The 18,143-nt window shown below is 40.5% G+C and carries 20 protein-coding genes; 7 read left to right on the plus strand and 13 right to left on the minus strand.

Annotation, left to right across the window (positions count from 1 at the left end):
- Window position 1: 1 nt before the first annotated feature.
- From der to E4S40_RS14665, 3 genes are all read left to right on the plus strand, one after another.
- Window positions 2–1,315 (plus strand): ribosome biogenesis GTPase Der, encoded by a 1,314-nt coding sequence (der, locus tag E4S40_RS14655; RefSeq protein WP_135075733.1) that lies wholly within the window; start codon window positions 2–4, stop codon window positions 1,313–1,315.
- 76 nt (window positions 1,316–1,391) lie between these two features.
- Window positions 1,392–1,607, plus strand: coding sequence for a hypothetical protein (locus E4S40_RS14660; protein WP_135075736.1), 216 nt, complete (start codon window positions 1,392–1,394; stop codon window positions 1,605–1,607).
- Window positions 1,608–1,669: 62 nt separating this feature from the next.
- Complete coding sequence (locus E4S40_RS14665; RefSeq protein ID WP_135075739.1) at window positions 1,670–2,293, plus strand: SprT-like domain-containing protein; 624 nt, start codon at window positions 1,670–1,672, stop codon at window positions 2,291–2,293.
- Between the two features lie 64 nt (window positions 2,294–2,357).
- On the opposite strand, the gene scpB is transcribed toward E4S40_RS14665, so the two are convergent.
- On the minus strand, window positions 2,358–2,918 hold the full coding sequence (scpB, locus tag E4S40_RS14670; protein ID WP_135075742.1) for an SMC-Scp complex subunit ScpB: 561 nt from the start codon (window positions 2,916–2,918) through the stop codon (window positions 2,358–2,360).
- A 2-nt stretch (window positions 2,919–2,920) separates the two neighbouring features.
- Entirely contained in the window at window positions 2,921–3,304 is a 384-nt protein-coding gene (locus E4S40_RS14675; protein ID WP_135075745.1) for a TraR/DksA family transcriptional regulator, read from the minus strand.
- A 178-nt stretch (window positions 3,305–3,482) separates the two neighbouring features.
- Between E4S40_RS14675 and E4S40_RS14680 the strand changes: the two genes are divergently transcribed.
- Window positions 3,483–4,550, plus strand: coding sequence for an isoaspartyl peptidase/L-asparaginase family protein (locus tag E4S40_RS14680; RefSeq protein WP_135075748.1), 1,068 nt, complete (start codon window positions 3,483–3,485; stop codon window positions 4,548–4,550).
- 93 nt (window positions 4,551–4,643) lie between these two features.
- Here the strand turns inward: E4S40_RS14680 and E4S40_RS17110 are convergent, their stop codons facing one another.
- Together E4S40_RS17110 and E4S40_RS14685 are read right to left on the minus strand one after the other, a co-directional pair.
- On the minus strand, window positions 4,644–4,814 hold the full coding sequence (locus tag E4S40_RS17110) for a hypothetical protein (protein WP_161971811.1): 171 nt from the start codon (window positions 4,812–4,814) through the stop codon (window positions 4,644–4,646).
- Between the two features lie 71 nt (window positions 4,815–4,885).
- Window positions 4,886–7,387, minus strand: coding sequence for a lamin tail domain-containing protein (locus E4S40_RS14685; protein ID WP_135075751.1), 2,502 nt, complete (start codon window positions 7,385–7,387; stop codon window positions 4,886–4,888).
- A gap of 136 nt (window positions 7,388–7,523) precedes the next feature.
- Between E4S40_RS14685 and E4S40_RS14690 the strand changes: the two genes are divergently transcribed.
- Together E4S40_RS14690 and E4S40_RS14695 are read left to right on the plus strand one after the other, a co-directional pair.
- Window positions 7,524–8,513 carry an aspartate-semialdehyde dehydrogenase gene (locus tag E4S40_RS14690; protein WP_135076486.1) on the plus strand — a complete coding sequence of 330 codons (990 nt, stop codon included), beginning with the start codon at window positions 7,524–7,526 and terminating at the stop codon, window positions 8,511–8,513.
- On the plus strand, window positions 8,513–9,703 hold the full coding sequence (locus E4S40_RS14695) for a class I SAM-dependent methyltransferase (RefSeq protein WP_135075754.1): 1,191 nt from the start codon (window positions 8,513–8,515) through the stop codon (window positions 9,701–9,703). The genes E4S40_RS14690 and E4S40_RS14695 overlap by 1 nt, the downstream gene beginning before the upstream one ends.
- 13 nt (window positions 9,704–9,716) lie before the next feature.
- Here E4S40_RS14695 and E4S40_RS14700 read toward each other — a convergent pair whose 3' ends face one another.
- The 4 genes from E4S40_RS14700 to E4S40_RS14715 all read right to left on the minus strand — a co-directional run bounded on the left by E4S40_RS14700 (window position 9,717) and on the right by E4S40_RS14715 (window position 14,372).
- Window positions 9,717–9,974 (minus strand): DUF4834 family protein, encoded by a 258-nt coding sequence (locus E4S40_RS14700; RefSeq protein WP_135075757.1) that lies wholly within the window; start codon window positions 9,972–9,974, stop codon window positions 9,717–9,719.
- 23 nt (window positions 9,975–9,997) lie between these two features.
- Window positions 9,998–12,817, minus strand: coding sequence for a carbamoyl-phosphate synthase large subunit (gene carB / locus E4S40_RS14705; protein WP_135075760.1), 2,820 nt, complete (start codon window positions 12,815–12,817; stop codon window positions 9,998–10,000).
- Between the two features lie 130 nt (window positions 12,818–12,947).
- Complete coding sequence (locus E4S40_RS14710) at window positions 12,948–13,244, minus strand: hypothetical protein (RefSeq protein ID WP_135075763.1); 297 nt, start codon at window positions 13,242–13,244, stop codon at window positions 12,948–12,950.
- Window positions 13,245–13,259: 15 nt separating this feature from the next.
- Window positions 13,260–14,372 carry a fatty acid desaturase family protein gene (locus E4S40_RS14715; protein WP_135075766.1) on the minus strand — a complete coding sequence of 371 codons (1,113 nt, stop codon included), beginning with the start codon at window positions 14,370–14,372 and terminating at the stop codon, window positions 13,260–13,262.
- A 182-nt stretch (window positions 14,373–14,554) separates the two neighbouring features.
- Here E4S40_RS14715 and trxA point away from each other — a divergent pair, with 182 nt between their 5' ends.
- Window positions 14,555–14,917 carry a thioredoxin gene (gene trxA / locus E4S40_RS14720; protein ID WP_135075769.1) on the plus strand — a complete coding sequence of 121 codons (363 nt, stop codon included), beginning with the start codon at window positions 14,555–14,557 and terminating at the stop codon, window positions 14,915–14,917.
- Between the two features lie 93 nt (window positions 14,918–15,010).
- Here trxA and E4S40_RS14725 read toward each other — a convergent pair whose 3' ends face one another.
- From E4S40_RS14725 to E4S40_RS14745, 5 genes are all read right to left on the minus strand, one after another.
- Window positions 15,011–15,514, minus strand: coding sequence for a GNAT family N-acetyltransferase (locus tag E4S40_RS14725; RefSeq protein ID WP_135075772.1), 504 nt, complete (start codon window positions 15,512–15,514; stop codon window positions 15,011–15,013).
- A gap of 85 nt (window positions 15,515–15,599) precedes the next feature.
- On the minus strand, window positions 15,600–16,442 hold the full coding sequence (locus E4S40_RS14730) for a glycerophosphodiester phosphodiesterase family protein (RefSeq protein WP_135075775.1): 843 nt from the start codon (window positions 16,440–16,442) through the stop codon (window positions 15,600–15,602).
- Window positions 16,429–16,866 carry a UPF0158 family protein gene (locus E4S40_RS14735; RefSeq protein WP_135075778.1) on the minus strand — a complete coding sequence of 146 codons (438 nt, stop codon included), beginning with the start codon at window positions 16,864–16,866 and terminating at the stop codon, window positions 16,429–16,431. The genes E4S40_RS14730 and E4S40_RS14735 overlap by 14 nt, the downstream gene beginning before the upstream one ends.
- A gap of 93 nt (window positions 16,867–16,959) precedes the next feature.
- On the minus strand, window positions 16,960–17,607 hold the full coding sequence (locus E4S40_RS14740; RefSeq protein WP_135075781.1) for an alpha/beta hydrolase: 648 nt from the start codon (window positions 17,605–17,607) through the stop codon (window positions 16,960–16,962).
- On the minus strand, window positions 17,604–18,086 hold the full coding sequence (locus E4S40_RS14745) for a cytidine deaminase (RefSeq protein ID WP_135075784.1): 483 nt from the start codon (window positions 18,084–18,086) through the stop codon (window positions 17,604–17,606). Before E4S40_RS14745 ends, E4S40_RS14740 begins: the two co-directional genes overlap by 4 nt.
- Window positions 18,087–18,143 lie beyond the last annotated feature (57 nt).

Genomic DNA, 18,143 nt, shown 5'->3' on the forward strand with positions numbered 1-18,143 from the left:
TATGGCAAATATTGTAGCAATTGTAGGAAGACCCAATGTGGGCAAATCCACTCTTTTCAACCGGTTGGTTGAAGAACGGAAAGCCATCGAGGACAACTTGAGTGGTGTCACCCGGGACCGCCATTATGGGCATGCCCAGTGGAATGGAAAATTTTTCTCTGTGATCGATACAGGGGGGTATGTGACTGGTTCGGATGATGTATTCGAGGCTGAAATCCGAAAGCAGGTGAAATTGGCCGTGGAAGAGGCCGATGTCATCTTATTTGTTACCGATTGTCACGATGGATTAACGGATTTGGATAAGGAGTTTGCCAATGAGCTTCGGACCACCCAAAAGCCTATTTATATCGTAGCCAACAAAGCTGATAGTGCGGACAAAGCTTTGATGGCGAGTGAATTTTATGCTTTAGGAATCAGCGATTATGAAATTTACCCAATCGCTGCTACGAGTGGAAGCGGTACAGGGGAATTACTGGATCAAGTTGTTACTCATTTTGAAGAATCAGGAGAAGAGGATCCGGATGCAGGTATTCCAAAAATCTCCATCTTGGGGAGACCAAATGTAGGGAAATCTTCTTTCCTAAATGCACTGTTAGGCAAAGAGCGATCCATCGTGACAGATGAGGCAGGAACCACTCGAGATGCGATTCACACACGTTATAAGCTTTTCGGGCAGGATTTTATCATTACGGATACAGCAGGGATTCGAAAGAAAGCCAAAGTCAAGGAAGACATCGAGTTTTATTCAGTGATGCGCTCTCTTCGAACCTTGGAAGAGTCCGACGTAGTCATCATCATGGTGGATGCATCGAGAGGATTGGAATCTCAGGACATCAATTTGATCAGCTTGGCGATTAAAAACAACAAAGGAGTCATGATCATGGTCAATAAGTGGGACTTGATTGAAAAGGACCATAAGACCATGAATAAATTCAAGGATCAGATGTTGGAAAAGTTGGGAGAACATAAGTGGATCCCAATCATTTTTACTTCGGTAACAGAAAAACAACGAATCTTTCAGGCTATTGAGTTAGCGGTGAAGGTTTATGAAAATAAAAACCGTCGAATTCCAACATCAAAATTGAATGATGTCATGTTGCCGGAAATTGAAAACTATCCTCCTCCTGCTTGGAAAGGAAAGTACATCAAGATCAAATACGTGACTCAATTACCGACCAAAAACCCGGTTTTTGCATTCTTTTGCAATCTCCCCCAATACATCAAAAATCCTTACACTAGATTCCTTGAAAACAGGCTTCGGGAGAACTTTGATTTTGAAGGAGTACCGGTAAAAATCGTCTATAAAAACAAATAAAATTTATTTAAGCGGACTATTGCATTATTGAGAAAAGTTCTGATACCTTTGCGCCGAATTAAGAAAAACACAAAAAATGAAAAAGGTATTTGCAATTTTCGCAATCGCTGGCTTGATGGCTACTGCATCTTGCGGCAACAAAGAAGTTAAGGAAGAAACTGTTGAAACTGAAGTAGTAGAAACTGTTGAGGAAACTACTGAAGAGACTGTTGAAGCTACTGAAGAGACTATGGAGCAGGTAGAAGAGACAGTTGAAGAAACTGTTGAAACTGCTACTGAAGAAGTAAAGTAATTTCTTCCAAACAAGATTAAAGAGCTCCGGAATTTCTGGAGCTCTTTTTTTATTTTAGGGGGATGGATTCAGCCCAAAAACTTCATCAAATTCTCCAGCAATATTTACCGCCAAAAAGCATTGATTATTGCCTGGAGCTTTGGAAAAAGAATCCCTTCAATTTTTCAGTTACCCGATCCCGGAAAAGTAAATTCGGTGATTTTCGATGGAAGAAAGATCACCCACTACAAACCATCACCATCAATGGGGATCTGAATCCCTATCAGTTTTTGATTACCTTCATTCACGAAGTCGCTCACTTGCATGCTTTTGTTAGCCATGGGTTAAAAATCTCTCCTCATGGAAATGAATGGAAACGAACCTTTCAAGAACTCATGCATCCCCTTTTGAGAAAGGAAGTATTCCCAATGGACATTTTGATCCCCCTATCGCGACACATGCGCAATCCCAAAGCCACATCGGTTGGGGATTTATTTTTGACCAAAGAACTCAGTAAATACAATACCCATCTTCCAGAAAAAACGGGAGTATTCTTGGCAGACATACAGCCTGAGCGAGTCTTTGAACTAAATGGAAGAAAATTCCGGAAAAAAGAAACCCGAAGAACCCGGGTTTTATGCGAGGAAATAAGTACGGGAAAACGCTATCTCATTTCCCAAATGGCTCAAGTAAAATTGGAAATTTAAATTGAGGAAGGCCAGGTAAAAAAAGAACTACAAACTGCTAACTAAAAAACCGCCCACTGAAACACTACTCCCTCTCTTCTCCGATCTGATTGTCTGGCTGGGAAAAATCCTTGGGCTGAGGTAAATCCTGAATGGAATTGATCCCGAAATATTCCATGAATTTTTCTGAAGTTCCATAAATCAAAGGTCTTCCTATTTGGTCGGACTTTCCTTTTATCTCTATCAACTCCTTTTCCAAAAGTTTCTGAACAGAATAATCAGAATTTACGCCACGAATTTGCTCGATTTCTCCCTTCGTGACAGGCTGTTTGTAAGCAATAATTGAAAGCGTTTCAAGCTGAGCTGTGGAAAGTCGCTTTTGGCTTTGATGCTTCAGAAGAATGGCTATACTAGTCTGATAAGCCGGCTTAGTCAAAAACTGATAACCCCCGGCAATTTTTTCCAAACTGAATGAAAAATCCTCATGCAGGTACTTTTCGACCAATTGTTCAATAGCCTCTTCGATGTGTTCCTTGGGAACTTCTGACTCAAACATCTCCGAGAGGCACTTCTGAATTTCTACAAGTCCCAAAGGACTGGGACTGCAGAAAATCAGTGCTTCAATATGTTTGGGCAAAAAGTCCAAGCTTATTTCTTCGCTAACTTAGCTTCGATAGAATGCATGGTATGCGGCACTGCACGAAGACGCTCTTTTGAAATTAACTTCCCAGTATCTACGCATACACCATAAGTTCCGTTTTTGATTCGGATAAGTGCATTCTCCAGGTTGATGATAAACTTCTGCTGACGAGCCGCCAACTGGCTTAGACTTTCTCGCTCCAAGGTGTCTGCACCATCTTCCAGTAGCTTTGAAGTAGAAGCAGTATTATCTGTTCCACTATCATTTTTTTTGCTGAGTGTTTCCTTCAACATATTGAGCTCTTCTCGGGCTACTGTAAGTTTATTCAAAATGATCTCCTCAAATTCCTTCAACTCCTCTTGAGTGTAGGTAGTTTTTTCTTCTTGGCTCATGGTAATCAGATTAGATGATAATACTGTGACGTACTGGGTTTTTTAAAGTTCTCTAAAATACATGGGCCATCGCAATTACAAAAATTTAATTTTCAATTCACCTCAAAAAAATCACATCAAAAATGGCAGAAACGCCATATTTTCAGCTATTTCATGTCCGAAAACTCCAAATAAAACCATGAAAAAAAGTTTAATTTTCACCAGTATCATTTCTCTTTTCTTTTGGTCATGCAGCCAGTATACTGAAAATCAGCAGGTTGAGAATGAAGCAACTGAAAAGGTTGATTTTGCATTGGCAATTCACGGAGGAGCAGGAACTATTCGGAAAGAAAATATGACTCCTGAGCAGGACGCAGCTTACCGAGCCAAACTAAAAGAAGCATTGAATGCAGGCTATTCAGTCTTGGAATCCGGAGGAACTGCCATTGATGCAGTTGTCACTGCCGTAAAAGTGATGGAGGATAGCCCTCTGTTTAATGCCGGAAAAGGTGCTGTTTTCACCAATGAAGGCAAAAATGAATTGGATGCAGCAATTATGAATGGAATAGACCGTAATGCAGGTGCAGTTGCAGGTTTGACCACTGTCAAAAACCCTATCACTGCAGCGAGGGCAGTCATGGAAAATTCACCACATGTCTTTATGACCGGTGCAGGTGCGGAGCAATTTGCCACCGAACAAAATCTGGAATTGGTATCACCTGATTATTTCTATACCGATTTCCGATTCGAGCAATTAGAAAAAATTAGAGAGACAGAGAAAACCCAACTCGATCATAGTTCCTTGCTAGAAATGGAATTACAGGATCCGCTTTTTAAGGACAGAAAATTTGGAACTGTGGGAGCGGTAGCTCTGGATAAAAACGGGAATATTGCCGCTGCAACCTCCACCGGAGGGATGACAAATAAGCGCTATGGACGAGTGGGTGATGTACCTATTATCGGTGCAGGCACTTATGCTGACAATGAAACTTGTGCAGTTTCTGCTACAGGACATGGCGAATATTTCATCCGAAATGTAGTAGGACATGAAATCGCCTCTTTGATCCGCTATGGAAATAAAAGCCTAACAGAAGCAGCTGATGAAGTGGTGATGAATCAATTGGTAGAAATGGGCGGTTCCGGAGGAATCATTTCCATCGATCGTTTTGGTAATATCGCTATGCCTTTCAATTCAGAAGGCATGTACAGAGGCTATCGAAAAGCAGGTGAGGATGCTAAAACCTTTATCTATAAGGATGAAAACTAGCCCTCTGTAGTTCACCTTTTCGGTTAATAAGAATCAAAAAAGCCGCATAGTTTAAAAATTATGCGGCTTTTTCCAATAGGTAATTCTGAAAAATCAGGCCACTGCTTTCTCTTGATTTAGAAGTTTTTCTAGGCGCTTTTTCAAGACCACTTCATCAATATCAATTCGGTATCTCATTTTTAAATACTGAGCCACCTCAGCAAGTCCCTTGGATTCTTCAATGAATAATTGTTTGAGGGCTCTATTGATTATTCCAGCTTCCATGGTTTTTTGGGTGTTAATTACTCTAAGATACTGATTTTTAGTGTCTCATGTTTTGAAAAGGAAGAAAAATTTTAGATTCTTTCAGCTATTACAATGGTTTTTTTGATCGTCTGTATTCTACCTTCCAAGTCAAAAAGCTCAACCAAAAGTATATAATACCCTGGACGTAATCTCTTTCCCTGTGAATCAACTCCTGTCCAGGTGTAAAGACCTTCCCTACCCAAAATCTCATTTTGAGCAAGTACTTGGATCAACCTTCCGGCAATATCATAAATTCTAAATGTCCCGACCCATCCAGCCTGATCGACTTGGTATCGAATCGTTGTAAAGGTATTTCCATTACTCCCTTCAGGATCAAATATTTCGGGATCAATCTGAATCAATTCCCCACTAAATTCATCTGGAATTTGCTGGGAATTCTCTCTTCCTGGAGTAGCATATTCCTCCGTTCCAGATGCCGAATGCCAATTCCCCGAAAAGTCAGCAGGAGAATCAACGGATACTCGCTCAAGCGAAACACCCTTAGGATTTCTCAACAATGGATGATGCAAGTCTTCACTGTAAGTAAACTCCTCCACCTTTTGATCAAACACATCCAATAAGACAACTGTCCCTCCTGAAATGGGAAAACTTGGAAGAGAACTTATTTGATGAAAAAGTCCCTGGGAAGATTTAGGATAATCCAGTTTCAATCGAGCTGGATCCGTCGTAATCGCTAAAAATGATCGAGGAGGCATGACTAAAGAAGCATCCGAGAGTTTTCGGTTTTGATTTACTGCACCCTGATCATCCAAATTAGCCAAAGACCAAGCACCAACCTCTAGATATAAATCCGTGGCATTTACCAACTCGACAAATTTTGGGCTGCCACTTATGGGATTGAATAAAAGCTCATTCAAAAATACCTCTCCCTTTTCAGCAATTTTGGGTCGAACAATTTCAAAAACCTGAGGAGAAATATTATTTCCACTACAATCAGAAATAGATGATAATCGCAGCTCAATGGATTGATTTTCAGGAAACTCATCCTTGATTTTGATAAAAAGTGAATTAGCCTTTATCCAGACCGAATCCAATTCGAGGAAAGGATTAAATTCCAGAAAATCCGCTTCGAATCTAGTTTGAATAGTTTCAGAAAACTCCACCACCAATTGACGCTCATCCAGGAAAAAATATCCTGAAATTTGAGGAGCCTCTTCATCCGGGCTTAAATCCAAAACTGAATTTTCCATTCCAGGAGTACCTCTTTTCGGATTTATGGAAGGTTTTAAGAATGTAGCTTGATTGCAAAGTAAATTCGGATTCACAACCTCCAAACTATATCCTCCACCACTAAACTCACTACCTCCCCAACTTGCTGTGGAATACGAAATTTGGTCAATCAACTCCCCTTCTGAATTCATCAGACTTACTTCATCACCTGAATTCAATAAGGTTGGCCAATTATCAACAGCTAAAATATTCCCATATTCTAGTAACAGATCTGCGCCACTTTCTGGAGCTAAAATCAAAAACTCTCCAGAGCTCAGCCAATAGTCGGGCAATTCTGTCTGCGTACGAGAATTTGCCAAAATCAATCCGCCCAATCTAAAGTCCTTTTCTCCTTGATGATATAGCTCTAGATATTCTACGTTGGGAAGATCATTTTCATCCCGAGGCGCAGGCATTAATTCATTTATGACTAAGTCCTTGAAGGCTATATCCGTAGGGTCCTGAAAAACAAAATTGAAGGTTGTTTCCATTAAAAAATTGCCTGCTAGATCAGGGATTTGACGGATAGCTAGTTGATAATTTCGCCCTTCTTCTAAACCTTGAGGAAAACTTAAAATCACAAGAGAATCTTGCTTCAAGGAAGCCTCTGAGGGTTCAAAACCTTCCAAATCATAATTAAGTTGGATTTGGGAAAAGATAGGGTCAAGGGGTTCTGAGAAACTCAGTTCAAGTTGATTTTTACTATATCCCCGAACCGAAATAACTTCCGGTGATTGTCGATCTTCTTCCCAATCACCAAATTCAAAATCATCCATGAACCAACGGGCGCAGGAACCAGAACCCGGGCCATATCGAATCGAAATTCGTAGAAAGACTTCCTCTTCAAACTTTAAATCCTGAGGAAATTCTATCTGAAATAAGCGAAAATCCTGGTCTTCATTGGCAAATTCGTCATCTGAAGCCAATGGAATTTCCTCCGAAAAATCTCCATCCAACTTATTGGAAAAACTATAGGAAACAACGGCAGGTCTATTCCCCGCCCCATTACGAGCCGATCTCGCCCAAAATCGAATCCTTGTTTCGGAATATTCTGCAGGATTCAAACGAATGGTTAACTCACCATCAAATGTTGAAATTGGCTGGACAGCCAAAGCCTTGGATCTATTTATACCCGACCCATTTGTTTGCCAAATCCGGGAAGAAGTAGCTCGAACTTCATTCCCATACCATCCCGACAAAAATGGACTTGGGTAGGATTGAATTTCAAAAGAAGATTCAAAATCCTGCTTGGCAGTTTGAGTCCAAGCCACCTTGGCAAGTGAAACACAAAATAGAAAAACAATAAAATTGAAAAGCTTCATACATCCTAAAAAAAGTATTGACTAAAAATATAAAACAATTTTTAAATGAAAAAGAAGGATTTTTTTAAGTATTCCCCTGAAAATGAGCGAAGACTCTTACTTTTGCAATCCAAATAAAACCTATCAAACCAAGGACATGAAACTTGCTGTTGTAGGAGCTACTGGACTTGTAGGCTCCGAAATCCTCGAAGTGCTTGATGAGCACCACTTTCCTTATGATGAATTACTATTGGTTGCTTCAGAGCGATCAGTAGGAAAACAGATAGAATTTAAAAGCAAAACCTTTACGGTAATTGGCCTGGAAGAGGCCGTAGCCGCAAAACCTCACATCGCAATTTTCTCAGCTGGCGGTGGAACTTCCCTGGAGTGGGCTCCGAAATTTGCAGCAGTCGGTACAACTGTAGTGGACAACTCCTCAGCCTGGCGAATGGACCCAACCAAAAAATTGGTTGTCCCAGAAATCAACGCCAAAGAACTCAGTGCAGGGGACAAGATTATTGCTAATCCCAACTGCTCTACCATTCAAATGGTATTGGCTTTGGAACCTTTGCGTCAGCGATATGGAATCAAACGAATTGTAGTCTCTACCTATCAGTCTGTGACGGGTACCGGAAAAGCCGCTGTAGATCAAATGATGGCAGAGCGAGCTGGAGAAGAGCCTGAAATGGTTTATCCATACAAAATTGACATGAATGTTCTTCCGCATATCGATGTATTCCAACCTAATGGATATACCAAGGAAGAAATGAAAATGATCAACGAAACCAAAAAGATTTTTGGGGATGATAGCATTGCTGTGACTGCAACTACGGTACGAATCCCTACCATCGGAGGTCATTCAGAATCTGTCAATGTGGAATTCAAGCAGGATTTTGACATGGATGAGGTTCGCAAGCTTCTTTCCGAAACTCCTGGAGTGGTTGTTCAGGATGACCCGGCTAATTTATTATACCCAATGCCAATCACAGCACATAAGCGTGATGAGGTATTCGTAGGACGTCTTAGAAGGGATGAGTCCCAACCAAACACCCTCAATATGTGGATTGTGGCGGATAATCTTCGAAAAGGTGCCGCAACCAATGCGGTACAGATTGCAGAATATCTGATTGCCGAAGGCTTGGTTTAATGGATTTCAGCGAATTTCATAGCGCTGAATTCCAACAATTTGTGCAGGACCATCTTCAAGATGATCCTGTACAAATTCGATTAAAATATCATGGCAAAGTAAATTTTGACCTTCAGGCTGCAGTTCAACAAATTGCTGCGAGAAAAAGCCTGAAAAAGAAATTGCCCGAATGGACCTCCAATCCATCTATTTTTTTTCCGGGTACTATTCCACTCGAACAAAGCAGTTCAGAACTCACCGCCGGATTTAAAGCTCAGAGTTTATCAGGGAATAATATGCTGGACCTAACTGGAGGGTTGGGAATAGATTCATATTATCTGAGTATAGGATTTAAAAAAGCAGTTTATTGTGAGCGACAGGACGAACTTTTCGAGATATCCCGTCATAATTTGGAACAACTGGCACCTGAGAAATTCGATTTTTTTCACGGAGATGGGCTTGAATTCCTAGAGCAAAGCGAAGAATCATTTGATTTGATTTATGCTGACCCTGCTCGACGGGGAAAAGGCAATCAGAAATTGTACAAACTGGAGGATTGTGAACCAAATCTGGTAGAAGCTTGGAAACTTCTCAAATCCAAAGCGTCTAAAATTTTGCTCAAATACTCCCCCATGTTGGATGTTTCTCAGGTTTGGAAAACCTTACCTGAAATTCAGAAAATCACTATCCTCTCAGTGAAAAATGAAGTGAAGGAACTGCTCCTTCATTGGTCTAAAGCAGACGAAAGCTCAGCCAAAAAAATTGAGGTTTATGATTTGGAATCAGGATATCCTCCTTTCCTATTTTATCAGGATGAAGAAGAGCAGGCAGTTTCTGATTTTGGAGAACCGGAGAAATATCTCATTGAACCGATCAGCGGAATTTTAAAGGCGGGTGCATTTAAGCTTTTTGGTCAGCACTTTGAATTGAAAAAATTGGAAAGCAATAGCCATCTCTATACCTCCTCAAATCAACCTCAAAATATACCTGGAAGAGTTTTTGAAATCATCGAAGAAGTTTCCCCTAGGAAAAAAGATATCCAGAAAATAATCCCCAGTGGAAAGGCAAATGTTGTCACCAGAAATTATTCCATGGGAGCTGAAGAACTCCGCAAGAAATTAGGCCTTAAAGACGGTGGAGAAGAATACCTAATTGGGACCAAAACCTTAAAGGGTTATCAGGTATTCCGATGTAAAAGAGTCATAGAATAAAAAAAGTGAAGGATTACTCCTTCACTTCTTCAAAGTCGACATATTCGCCACCTTCAATATCCTTTTGGCGTTTTTTCTGATGGTCTTTGGGGATATAATCCACATTTACATCATCTTTTGACCTAGATTGGGCTTGTTGTGCTCTTCTTTGCTCTCTCTCCATTTCCTGCACTTGAGCAGCAAATTTCGCTAATTTACTTCTCAAAAAGTACCGGATCAGCTGACCGAGCAACCACCCAACTCCCAAGACTATTATTAGAAACTTTACCAAAACGTAGAATTTTTCTTTTGAAATTATCTACTCAAATAAAGGTTACGCTCTGAGTAGATTTTAAGGAAATAATCGTCCATGAGATCATCGATAAAGTAAATCGCCTCTCCAGTGGACTTCATTTCAGGACCCAATTCCTTATTCACATTCGGGAATTTATGGAATGAGAAAACGGGTTCCTTGATAGCATAACCTTTTTTCACAGGATTGAATTCAAAATCAGTTACCTTTTTCTCACCTAGCATCACCTTCGTAGCATAATTCACATAAGGCTCCTGATAAGCTTTGCAGATAAATGGAACGGTTCGGGAAGCTCTTGGGTTCGCCTCGATCACATAAACCTTATCATTTTTGATCGCAAACTGAATATTGATCAGACCCTTTGTTTTCAACGCCAATGCAATCCGCTCAGTGTAGGTTTCAATCTGTCGAATCACCAAATCTCCCAAGTTGTATGGAGGAAGAACCGCATAGGAATCTCCGGAGTGGATACCGGCAGGCTCGATATGCTGCATGATTCCGATGATGTAAACATTTTCACCATCACAAATCGCATCTGCCTCTGCTTCTATCGCACCTTCCAAGAAATGGTCCAAAAGAATCTCGTTGTTTGGTATGTCTTTCAAGACATTGACTACATGCTCCTCGAGTTCTTTCTCATTGATCACAATTTTCATCCCTTGACCACCCAATACATAACTTGGACGAACCAACAAAGGGAAACCGATCTTTTTGCAAAGCTCCAATGCTTCATCGGTATTATGAATCGTACCAAACTCAGGATAAGGCACATTATTATCCTTCAATAGCGTTGAAAACAAACCTCTATCTTCTGCCAAATCCAATGCGTCGAAGCTCGTTCCGATGATTTTGATACCGTATTTATCAAGCTTCTCTGCTAGTTTCAAGGCAGTCTGACCACCTAACTGAACGATTACACCCTCAGGCTTTTCATGAAGGATGATTTCATAAATATGCTCCCAGAATACTGGTTCGAAGTATAATTTATCAGCTACATCAAAATCTGTAGAAACAGTCTCTGGGTTACAGTTGATCATGATAGTCTCATAGCCACATTCCTTTGCAGCCAAGACTCCATGTACGCAGGAGTAGTCAAATTCAATGCCCTGACCAACTCGGTTAGGTCCGGAGCCCAGAACAACCACTTTCTTTTTATCGGTCCGGATAGATTCATTTTCTTCTCCAAAAGAAGAATAATAGTAAGGTGTCTGAGCCTCAAATTCCGCAGCACAGGTATCTACAAGTTTGTAAACTCGCTTGATACCCATTTCCATGTAGCGCTTGTTGAATACTTCGCTTTCTAGGCAACCCAAAAGATGCGCAATCTGGCGGTCGGCATAGCCCTTCTTCTTAGCCAAATCCATCACCTCGTGAGGAATGGTGTCGATGGTATATTTTTCGATCTCAGCTTCAAGATGAATTAATTCCTCAATCTGCTTCAGGAACCATTTGTCGATTTTGGTCAACTCTTGAATAGTTCGGAAAGAAATTCCAAGCTTAAAAGCATCATATACATGGAAAAGTCGATTCCAGCTCGGATTTGCCAATGAATAAAGGATCTTTTCTTGATCCCGAAGTTCTTTGCCATCAGCTCCTAAGCCATTTCTCTTAATTTCTAGGGATTGACAGGCTTTCTGAAGTGCTTCCTGGAAGTTTCTTCCAATTCCCATTACCTCTCCAACTGCCTTCATGGAAAGTCCCAAACGACGGTCAGAACCTTTAAATTTGTCGAAGTTCCATCTTGGGATTTTTACGATAACATAATCAATAGATGGTTCAAAAAATGCCGAAGTAGTACCCGTAATAGAGTTGGAAAGTTCATCCAAATTATAGCCAATCGCTAGCTTGGCTGCTACTTTGGCGATTGGGTATCCGGTAGCTTTGGAAGCCAAGGCCGAGGAACGGGAAACCCGAGGATTGATTTCGATACCGATGATTTCTTGATTGTCCGGACTTACCGCAAACTGCACATTACATCCTCCTGCGAAATTACCGATAGAGTTCATCATGGTAATCGCATAGTTTCGCATGCGCTGATATACTGTATCAGGAAGTGTCATCGCTGGAGCCACTGTGATGGAATCTCCCGTATGTACACCCATTGGGTCAAAATTTTCAATGGAACAGATGACAATCATGTTCCCGATATTATCCCGCATTACCTCCAACTCATACTCTTTCCATCCGAGAATACTTTGCTCGATCAATACCTCATGAACAGGAGATGCTTGCAATCCGGCTGAAAGTGCTTTTTCAAAATCTTCCTTGGTTTCTACGAATGCACCTCCGGCGCCACCCAAGGTATAAGAAGCTCGAATAATCAACGGAAAACCAATTTCCTGTGCGATTTCTTTTCCTTGAAGGAAAGAAGTAGCCGTTGCACCCTTACAAACCCCTACCCCGATCTTTTCCATCAATTCCTTGAATTTCTCCCGGTTTTCGGCAGTATCGATAGCATCAATATCTACACCGATCATCCGTACATTGTGATGCTTCCAAATTCCGGCATTTTCACAATCAATGGCTAGGTTTAATGCAGTTTGACCACCCATGGTCGGCAGTACAGCATCGATATCCGGGTGGTCAGTTAAAATTTTTCTGATTGATTTCTTTTCCAGAGGCAGCAAGTAAACATTATCTGCAGTGACTGGGTCAGTCATGATCGTCGCCGGGTTGGAATTGATCAATGTGACGGTAATTCCTTCTTCCCTGAGTGATCGAGCTGCTTGCGAACCGGAATAATCAAATTCACAAGCTTGACCAATGACGATGGGACCTGAACCGATAATGAGAACGTGCTTGATGCTACTGTCTTTAGGCATTTGAAAGGTGAGTTGAGAGGAAAATTTTACTTAAGTCCAAATTGGGGCAAAATTAGAAAAATATTCGGAAGGCTCATGGGAAAGAATGATGAAAGTACCCGATCTTCCAAAATAAATCCCCTCCCATAAGTTATTTAAACCTTAGGTAGGAGATCGTGATAACTACCAAGGCTAAGGTTATTCCCAAAATCAGAAGTAAAACCTTTTGTCTCATTTGGCTTTTACCTGGCTGATCGGGTCTAATTCGGCCCTCCTTTTTATACTTTTCTTCCAAGGCAATTCCGATCGGAAGTCCAATGGCCATTCCCGAACCTACGAAAGCAAAATTCCCGATAGCTAAAGAAAAGGCGATTCCAAATGGCAAACCCAAAAGCGTTCCCAAAATGATAAAATAGCCCTTTGGATAGGTCTTCTGTTCTTTATTCATGGTGCAGGTAATTAATCACGATAAAGTGAGATTGAATTGTTCGTTTTGGGTAGGATTATCCTCTTCACCCAAGGCCTTCAAAAAACGTAGATGTTCTATAAAGATCTTTCCCAAGGAATAATTTCGGTATGGTAAATTGAATTCTAGAGCTGTCTCTTGAATGATCCGAGTGAGTTGATAATAGTGGATATGGTTAATCCCAGGGTATAAGTGGTGTATTACATGCGTATTTAATCCCCCGGTGACCCAATTAACCAAATAACTATTGGCAGCGAAATCCACTGTCGCCTCTAATTGGTGCTCGCCCCAACCATAATGAACTTTTCCATTCCAATCAGGCAAGCGATAAGTAGATTCCCCAGTTACATGTACCGGAACAAGTATAAAGCCAATAAAAAGCCCTATACCCATATGCATAATGAGGTGATATCCGAGGATTTCTAACCAGGTAAGATTTAAAACGAACTTAGGGATTAAGATCATGTATCCAATGAAAAAAAGCTTTGTGGCCACCAAGATCCAAATTTCTTTCCTAGGATGTCGATCGATGGTTTTATTTCCAAACTGGTGCTGAAGCAAGAGCTTAAAATCTTTGAAATAGACAATATTTATACTTAAAAGCGCATACAAAAAAGGAGCATAAAGGTGCTGAAATCTATGAAACCCCCTGCGCTTTGCGTTTGGATTTAGGCGCAATAATTTACTTTGGTCAATATCATCGTCTTTTCCTGGAATATTTGTAAAAGTATGATGGGCTATATTATGCTTCAACCCCCAAAAATAGCTTGAAATACCACCTAAATTCCAGACATAGGAAAGTAGACGATTGATCCATGGCCTTTTTGAAATTGCCTGATGTGAGGCATCATGGGCAACAGTAAAAAGTAAAATAGTCATAGAAACTCCAAAAAGCAGAAATAAAATCGCCAAAGCCCACCCACCGAAAACTTTGCTCAGGATAGCAGCATATAAGGAAATCGTAACCACTACATAGAAAAGAATTTTAGCCAAATAAAGTCCATTTGATTTTTTGGAACGCTTGTTTTCAATAAAATAAGCATCGATTCGATGGGAAAGAATTTTGAAAAACCCATTATTTGGAGAATGATCAAAGGCTACTCTTTCCATGATTTTGTGAAAATCTTCTTTCCTAAAATACCCTTTTTTTAATTCTCCAAAAAGTTCAAATCTAAGCTAATCAGAAAACAGCTTTCTTTGGAGCTAAACAAGATTCCAAGGTATTATGTAACATGGGTTACAGCAGTTTCCAATGCATATAGCTACCTTTACACCAGCAAAATGAAACTATTATGCCTACTGTAAAACTAACAACCCAGAAATTCAAAGACGAAGTATTTGATTATACCACCGAAAGAGAATGGAAATTCAAAGGCGATAAACCAGCCATTATAGACTTTTATGCCGATTGGTGTGGTCCATGCAAGATGGTAGCTCCTATCTTGGAGGAGTTAGCAAATGAAAATCCAGAAATTGTCATCTACAAAGTGGATACCGAGGTGGAACAGGAATTAGCAGCAGTCTTTCAAATTCGAAGCATTCCAAGCATCCTATTTATCCCGATGGATAAGCAGCCTATGATGCAAGCAGGCGCATTGCCTAAGCATATCTTGGAAGAAGTAATTCAAAAAGAATTATTAAGTTCTGCATCCTAATAATCAACACCCGTTTATAACAAAAAAACCGGAGCCCTGAGGTTCCGGTTTTTTCTATTTTTAGCACTTTGTAAAAGAGCAAAGAAATCAAGTTTAGTCCTTTTCTGAGTCCAATCTATACAGCATTTCCAATAGAGGAACGCCAAAATTCCTGGATTTGATTTGGCTGACCTTTCGAAATCCAAATCGCTCATAGAGGCTTACAGCAGGATCCAATCCAGATGTCGTATATAAAAAAGCTCCTTTGTAGCCTTTTTCCCGGTAAAAATCCATCCACTCCTCCATCAGCTTTTTCCCCAAACCCATTCCTCGATAGGGTTTCTCCAAGATAAAATATCGAAGCTGAGCCTGAATATCCTGTCTATGCATCAGTAGTAAAAAGCCGATCATTTTACCTTCTTTTTCCACAACCCAAACCCGATCCCGTTTGGGATTGTACTGCCTGTAAAACTCCAAAAGGCTATCCATTACATAGGCCTCAAACCCCATCCCAAATCCATGCTCCTCAAAGTAAATTCTCCCATGTAATGCGGCGACTTGCCCAAGATCCCCAGGCTTTAAGTCATTTCTAACTGTGATGTTTGGATCGGAGAACATTTTCTGCTGATTTTTAAAAAGTTACACTTAAAATACTAACAAAAAGCAGAAAGAAAAAATAGGAACAATTGTAAAAATCAAGTTCCTAATTCAGCTGATTTCTAAGTAATATCGGGAAATCGCTTACTATCACCGCAGCTTGACGATCCTCCTGAAAAGATTGGTAACTTTTCCCTTTGTCAATTTGGGCCTGCTCATCTATTGCACCCATCACATCCGTCACAATAGGAATGGATTGATCGCGAACCAATTGATACAACTCAATCGGAGCTTCTTTGGAAACATAGGCCAAAAAGTCCCGATCTGAAAAAAGCCCCTGATAATAATTCAAATCCTGAGCTCCATTGACTAAAACTGAAATCAAAAAATCACCGGGAATCTGACGTGCCTCACTCGCTCGGTCTCGCGCAAAAGTCAAAACCAAACACCGGTCGGACAAACCAAAATCCCGAACCATTCCCATCACCTCTTGAAGAATGGGCTCTTTGATATCCAGCATCAAATAGATCTGATTTTCTTGGGCAAATTCCAGCAATTGAGAAAATTTAGGAAGGAACTCACCCGACCCAGTTAACTTGATTTGCTGAAGTTCTTCTGTTGATTTATTCTCTAAAGGACCTTTTCCATTGGTCGTTCGGTCCAAAGTGGCATCATGAAGTAGGTAAAGTTCCCCATTACCACCTTTCCTGACATCAATTTCAAAAAAGTCGATCCCCCTTTCATAAGCCATTTTGATCCCCAAAAGTGAATTCTCCAAAGTCTCTCCATCAATTACTCCCCGATGGGAAACGATAGATACAGAATTCTCCGAAAGCTTTTGAGAAAGACTTTGACCTGAGGAAATGGAGGAAATCAGTAGGGCTAAGGCAAGAAAAAAGAAAGACCTAAAAAGAAAGAAATCTTCTTTTTTTGGATTAGTCCTCTGCATAGTTAAATCCGTCTACCTGCTCACGAACCCAATCCCTGTATTTGCCTTTTCGATACTCTTGCCATTGATCTTTGTACTTAGACTCGTCGATCAAAAACTTGAAGGCTGTAAGAGATTTGGGTTTTGTAAGGGCATTGACCAGGTCCTCGGCGAGATTACGCTCCTTAACTTGGCGATCAATAAAATCCTGCATGATTTGATGTTCCTGCGAGATTTCCATTTTGGTAAACTCCGCGTAATTATCCGGATTGGCATCAATTTCATCCAAAATATCTTCTTCTTCCGGAGTCAAATCATAATTAAAATAGTCCTCATCATCAGGCATTTGATGGATTTTTCTCTTGTCTATTTGGAAAAAACACACCATCCCTTTAAGGAGTTGGGAAGAGATTCGGTCTATCTCTTGGTCAGTAAGCGAAAGCATTGATAGTTAGAAAATTTCAGGAAAATTAATCAAAGTCCAATTTTGTACAAATTGTTTTTTTCAACACAAATCAAAAGCCAAAAATCGAATAGTTTATGCATTCTCAATAATTTTTCTCAAAAGGTCGAAATTCAACTCATGACCTCCTCTAAATTCCAGTCGCTCAAGGGGATTCCCCAATTTCTTAATCAGCTCTTCCTGTCTTTCCAGACTCTCTGCTGTAATCAAGTTGTCTTCACTACCCAAAACCATATAAATCTTGGTTTTTTCAAATTTTTCGCGAGCCACATCCAGCACCATATCCTCTGCAAATCCCCCTGCCCAAAGAACCAAGGTTGATATTTTCTTACCCCACTGACTTGCCCACCGAGTGGCAGTGGCCGCTCCCTGGGAAAAACCGAGGATATGAATCCGAGGTTTGGAATCAAATTTTTCCAAATACTTCCCAACCAAGGCATCTAGATAGCGATGGTTATTGGCGATTGCCAACTCCCGCTCATATCGCGTCATCCAATTTGCTCCAACTCGTCCTTTAAAGTCCTGCAGGTAAAAATAATTGGTCCCTTCAGGAGCCAGGAATAGTCGATGAGAATTAGCCAAGGGCATGAATTTTCGAAGAAAAAACTCTGCAAGTTGCCCATATCCATGGAAAACGATCCAAAGGTCTTCAGGATCTAATTCCGGTTCATGCGAAACAAAATAGCTCGCTTCAAAAGAAAAATGCTGAGTGCTTCGAATCATTTGGAATTCAAATCGTCAAACTTCAAAGGTAAAAGTTTTGCTATACCAGGAATGGAATAAACTCGACCATCCGGCCGTAAAATGAGCAGTTTTATTGGTTTATTAAAGCGATTTTCCACCTCATTGATTACCTGCCTGCAAATCCCACAGGGAGATACAAATGCCCATTGCTCCTCTTCCTTTTTTCTTGCTACCAAAGCCAAACAATTTGGAGCTGTTTCAGGAAAATTTGCACCAGCATAGCTTAACACCAGGTGTTCTGCACAAACGCCTGCTGGGAAACTCACATTTTCCTGATTGCTACTTTTCAGGACCGTCCCATCCTCTAACAAAACAGCTGCTCCCACTTGAAAATTGGAATATGGAGCATAGGCTTTTTTGCTTATTTCTTTTGCGGCAAGTATCAAGTTTTGCTCTGCAGTGCTTAAATCCTGGTAATCAAGAACTTCAAATTCTTGATGGGTAGATGTTTTTGTCATGTAAATTGAATATGGGAAAAATAAGACGAAAAACCTGTGCAAATGTTTTTCAATTTC

It is taken from the genome of Algoriphagus kandeliae, from assembly GCF_004571135.1.
GTDB classification, from domain to species: Bacteria; Bacteroidota; Bacteroidia; order Cytophagales; family Cyclobacteriaceae; genus Algoriphagus; species Algoriphagus kandeliae.

Coding starts and splice junctions, on each gene's coding strand:
- der (WP_135075733.1), top strand. CDS start 2: ATGGCAAATATTGTAGCAATTGTAGGAAGACCCAATGTGGGCAAATCC.
- E4S40_RS14660 (WP_135075736.1), top strand. CDS start 1,392: ATGAAAAAGGTATTTGCAATTTTCGCAATCGCTGGCTTGATGGCTACT.
- E4S40_RS14665 (WP_135075739.1), top strand. CDS start 1,670: ATGGATTCAGCCCAAAAACTTCATCAAATTCTCCAGCAATATTTACCG.
- E4S40_RS14675 (WP_135075745.1), bottom strand. CDS start 3,304: ATGAGCCAAGAAGAAAAAACTACCTACACTCAAGAGGAGTTGAAGGAA.
- E4S40_RS14680 (WP_135075748.1), top strand. CDS start 3,483: ATGAAAAAAAGTTTAATTTTCACCAGTATCATTTCTCTTTTCTTTTGG.
- E4S40_RS17110 (WP_161971811.1), bottom strand. CDS start 4,814: ATGGAAGCTGGAATAATCAATAGAGCCCTCAAACAATTATTCATTGAA.
- E4S40_RS14685 (WP_135075751.1), bottom strand. CDS start 7,387: ATGAAGCTTTTCAATTTTATTGTTTTTCTATTTTGTGTTTCACTTGCC.
- E4S40_RS14690 (WP_135076486.1), top strand. CDS start 7,524: ATGAAACTTGCTGTTGTAGGAGCTACTGGACTTGTAGGCTCCGAAATC.
- E4S40_RS14695 (WP_135075754.1), top strand. CDS start 8,513: ATGGATTTCAGCGAATTTCATAGCGCTGAATTCCAACAATTTGTGCAG.
- carB (WP_135075760.1), bottom strand. CDS start 12,817: ATGCCTAAAGACAGTAGCATCAAGCACGTTCTCATTATCGGTTCAGGT.
- E4S40_RS14710 (WP_135075763.1), bottom strand. CDS start 13,244: ATGAATAAAGAACAGAAGACCTATCCAAAGGGCTATTTTATCATTTTG.
- E4S40_RS14715 (WP_135075766.1), bottom strand. CDS start 14,372: ATGGAAAGAGTAGCCTTTGATCATTCTCCAAATAATGGGTTTTTCAAA.
- trxA (WP_135075769.1), top strand. CDS start 14,555: ATGCCTACTGTAAAACTAACAACCCAGAAATTCAAAGACGAAGTATTT.
- E4S40_RS14725 (WP_135075772.1), bottom strand. CDS start 15,514: ATGTTCTCCGATCCAAACATCACAGTTAGAAATGACTTAAAGCCTGGG.
- E4S40_RS14730 (WP_135075775.1), bottom strand. CDS start 16,442: ATGCAGAGGACTAATCCAAAAAAAGAAGATTTCTTTCTTTTTAGGTCT.
- E4S40_RS14735 (WP_135075778.1), bottom strand. CDS start 16,866: ATGCTTTCGCTTACTGACCAAGAGATAGACCGAATCTCTTCCCAACTC.
- E4S40_RS14740 (WP_135075781.1), bottom strand. CDS start 17,607: ATGATTCGAAGCACTCAGCATTTTTCTTTTGAAGCGAGCTATTTTGTT.
- E4S40_RS14745 (WP_135075784.1), bottom strand. CDS start 18,086: ATGACAAAAACATCTACCCATCAAGAATTTGAAGTTCTTGATTACCAG.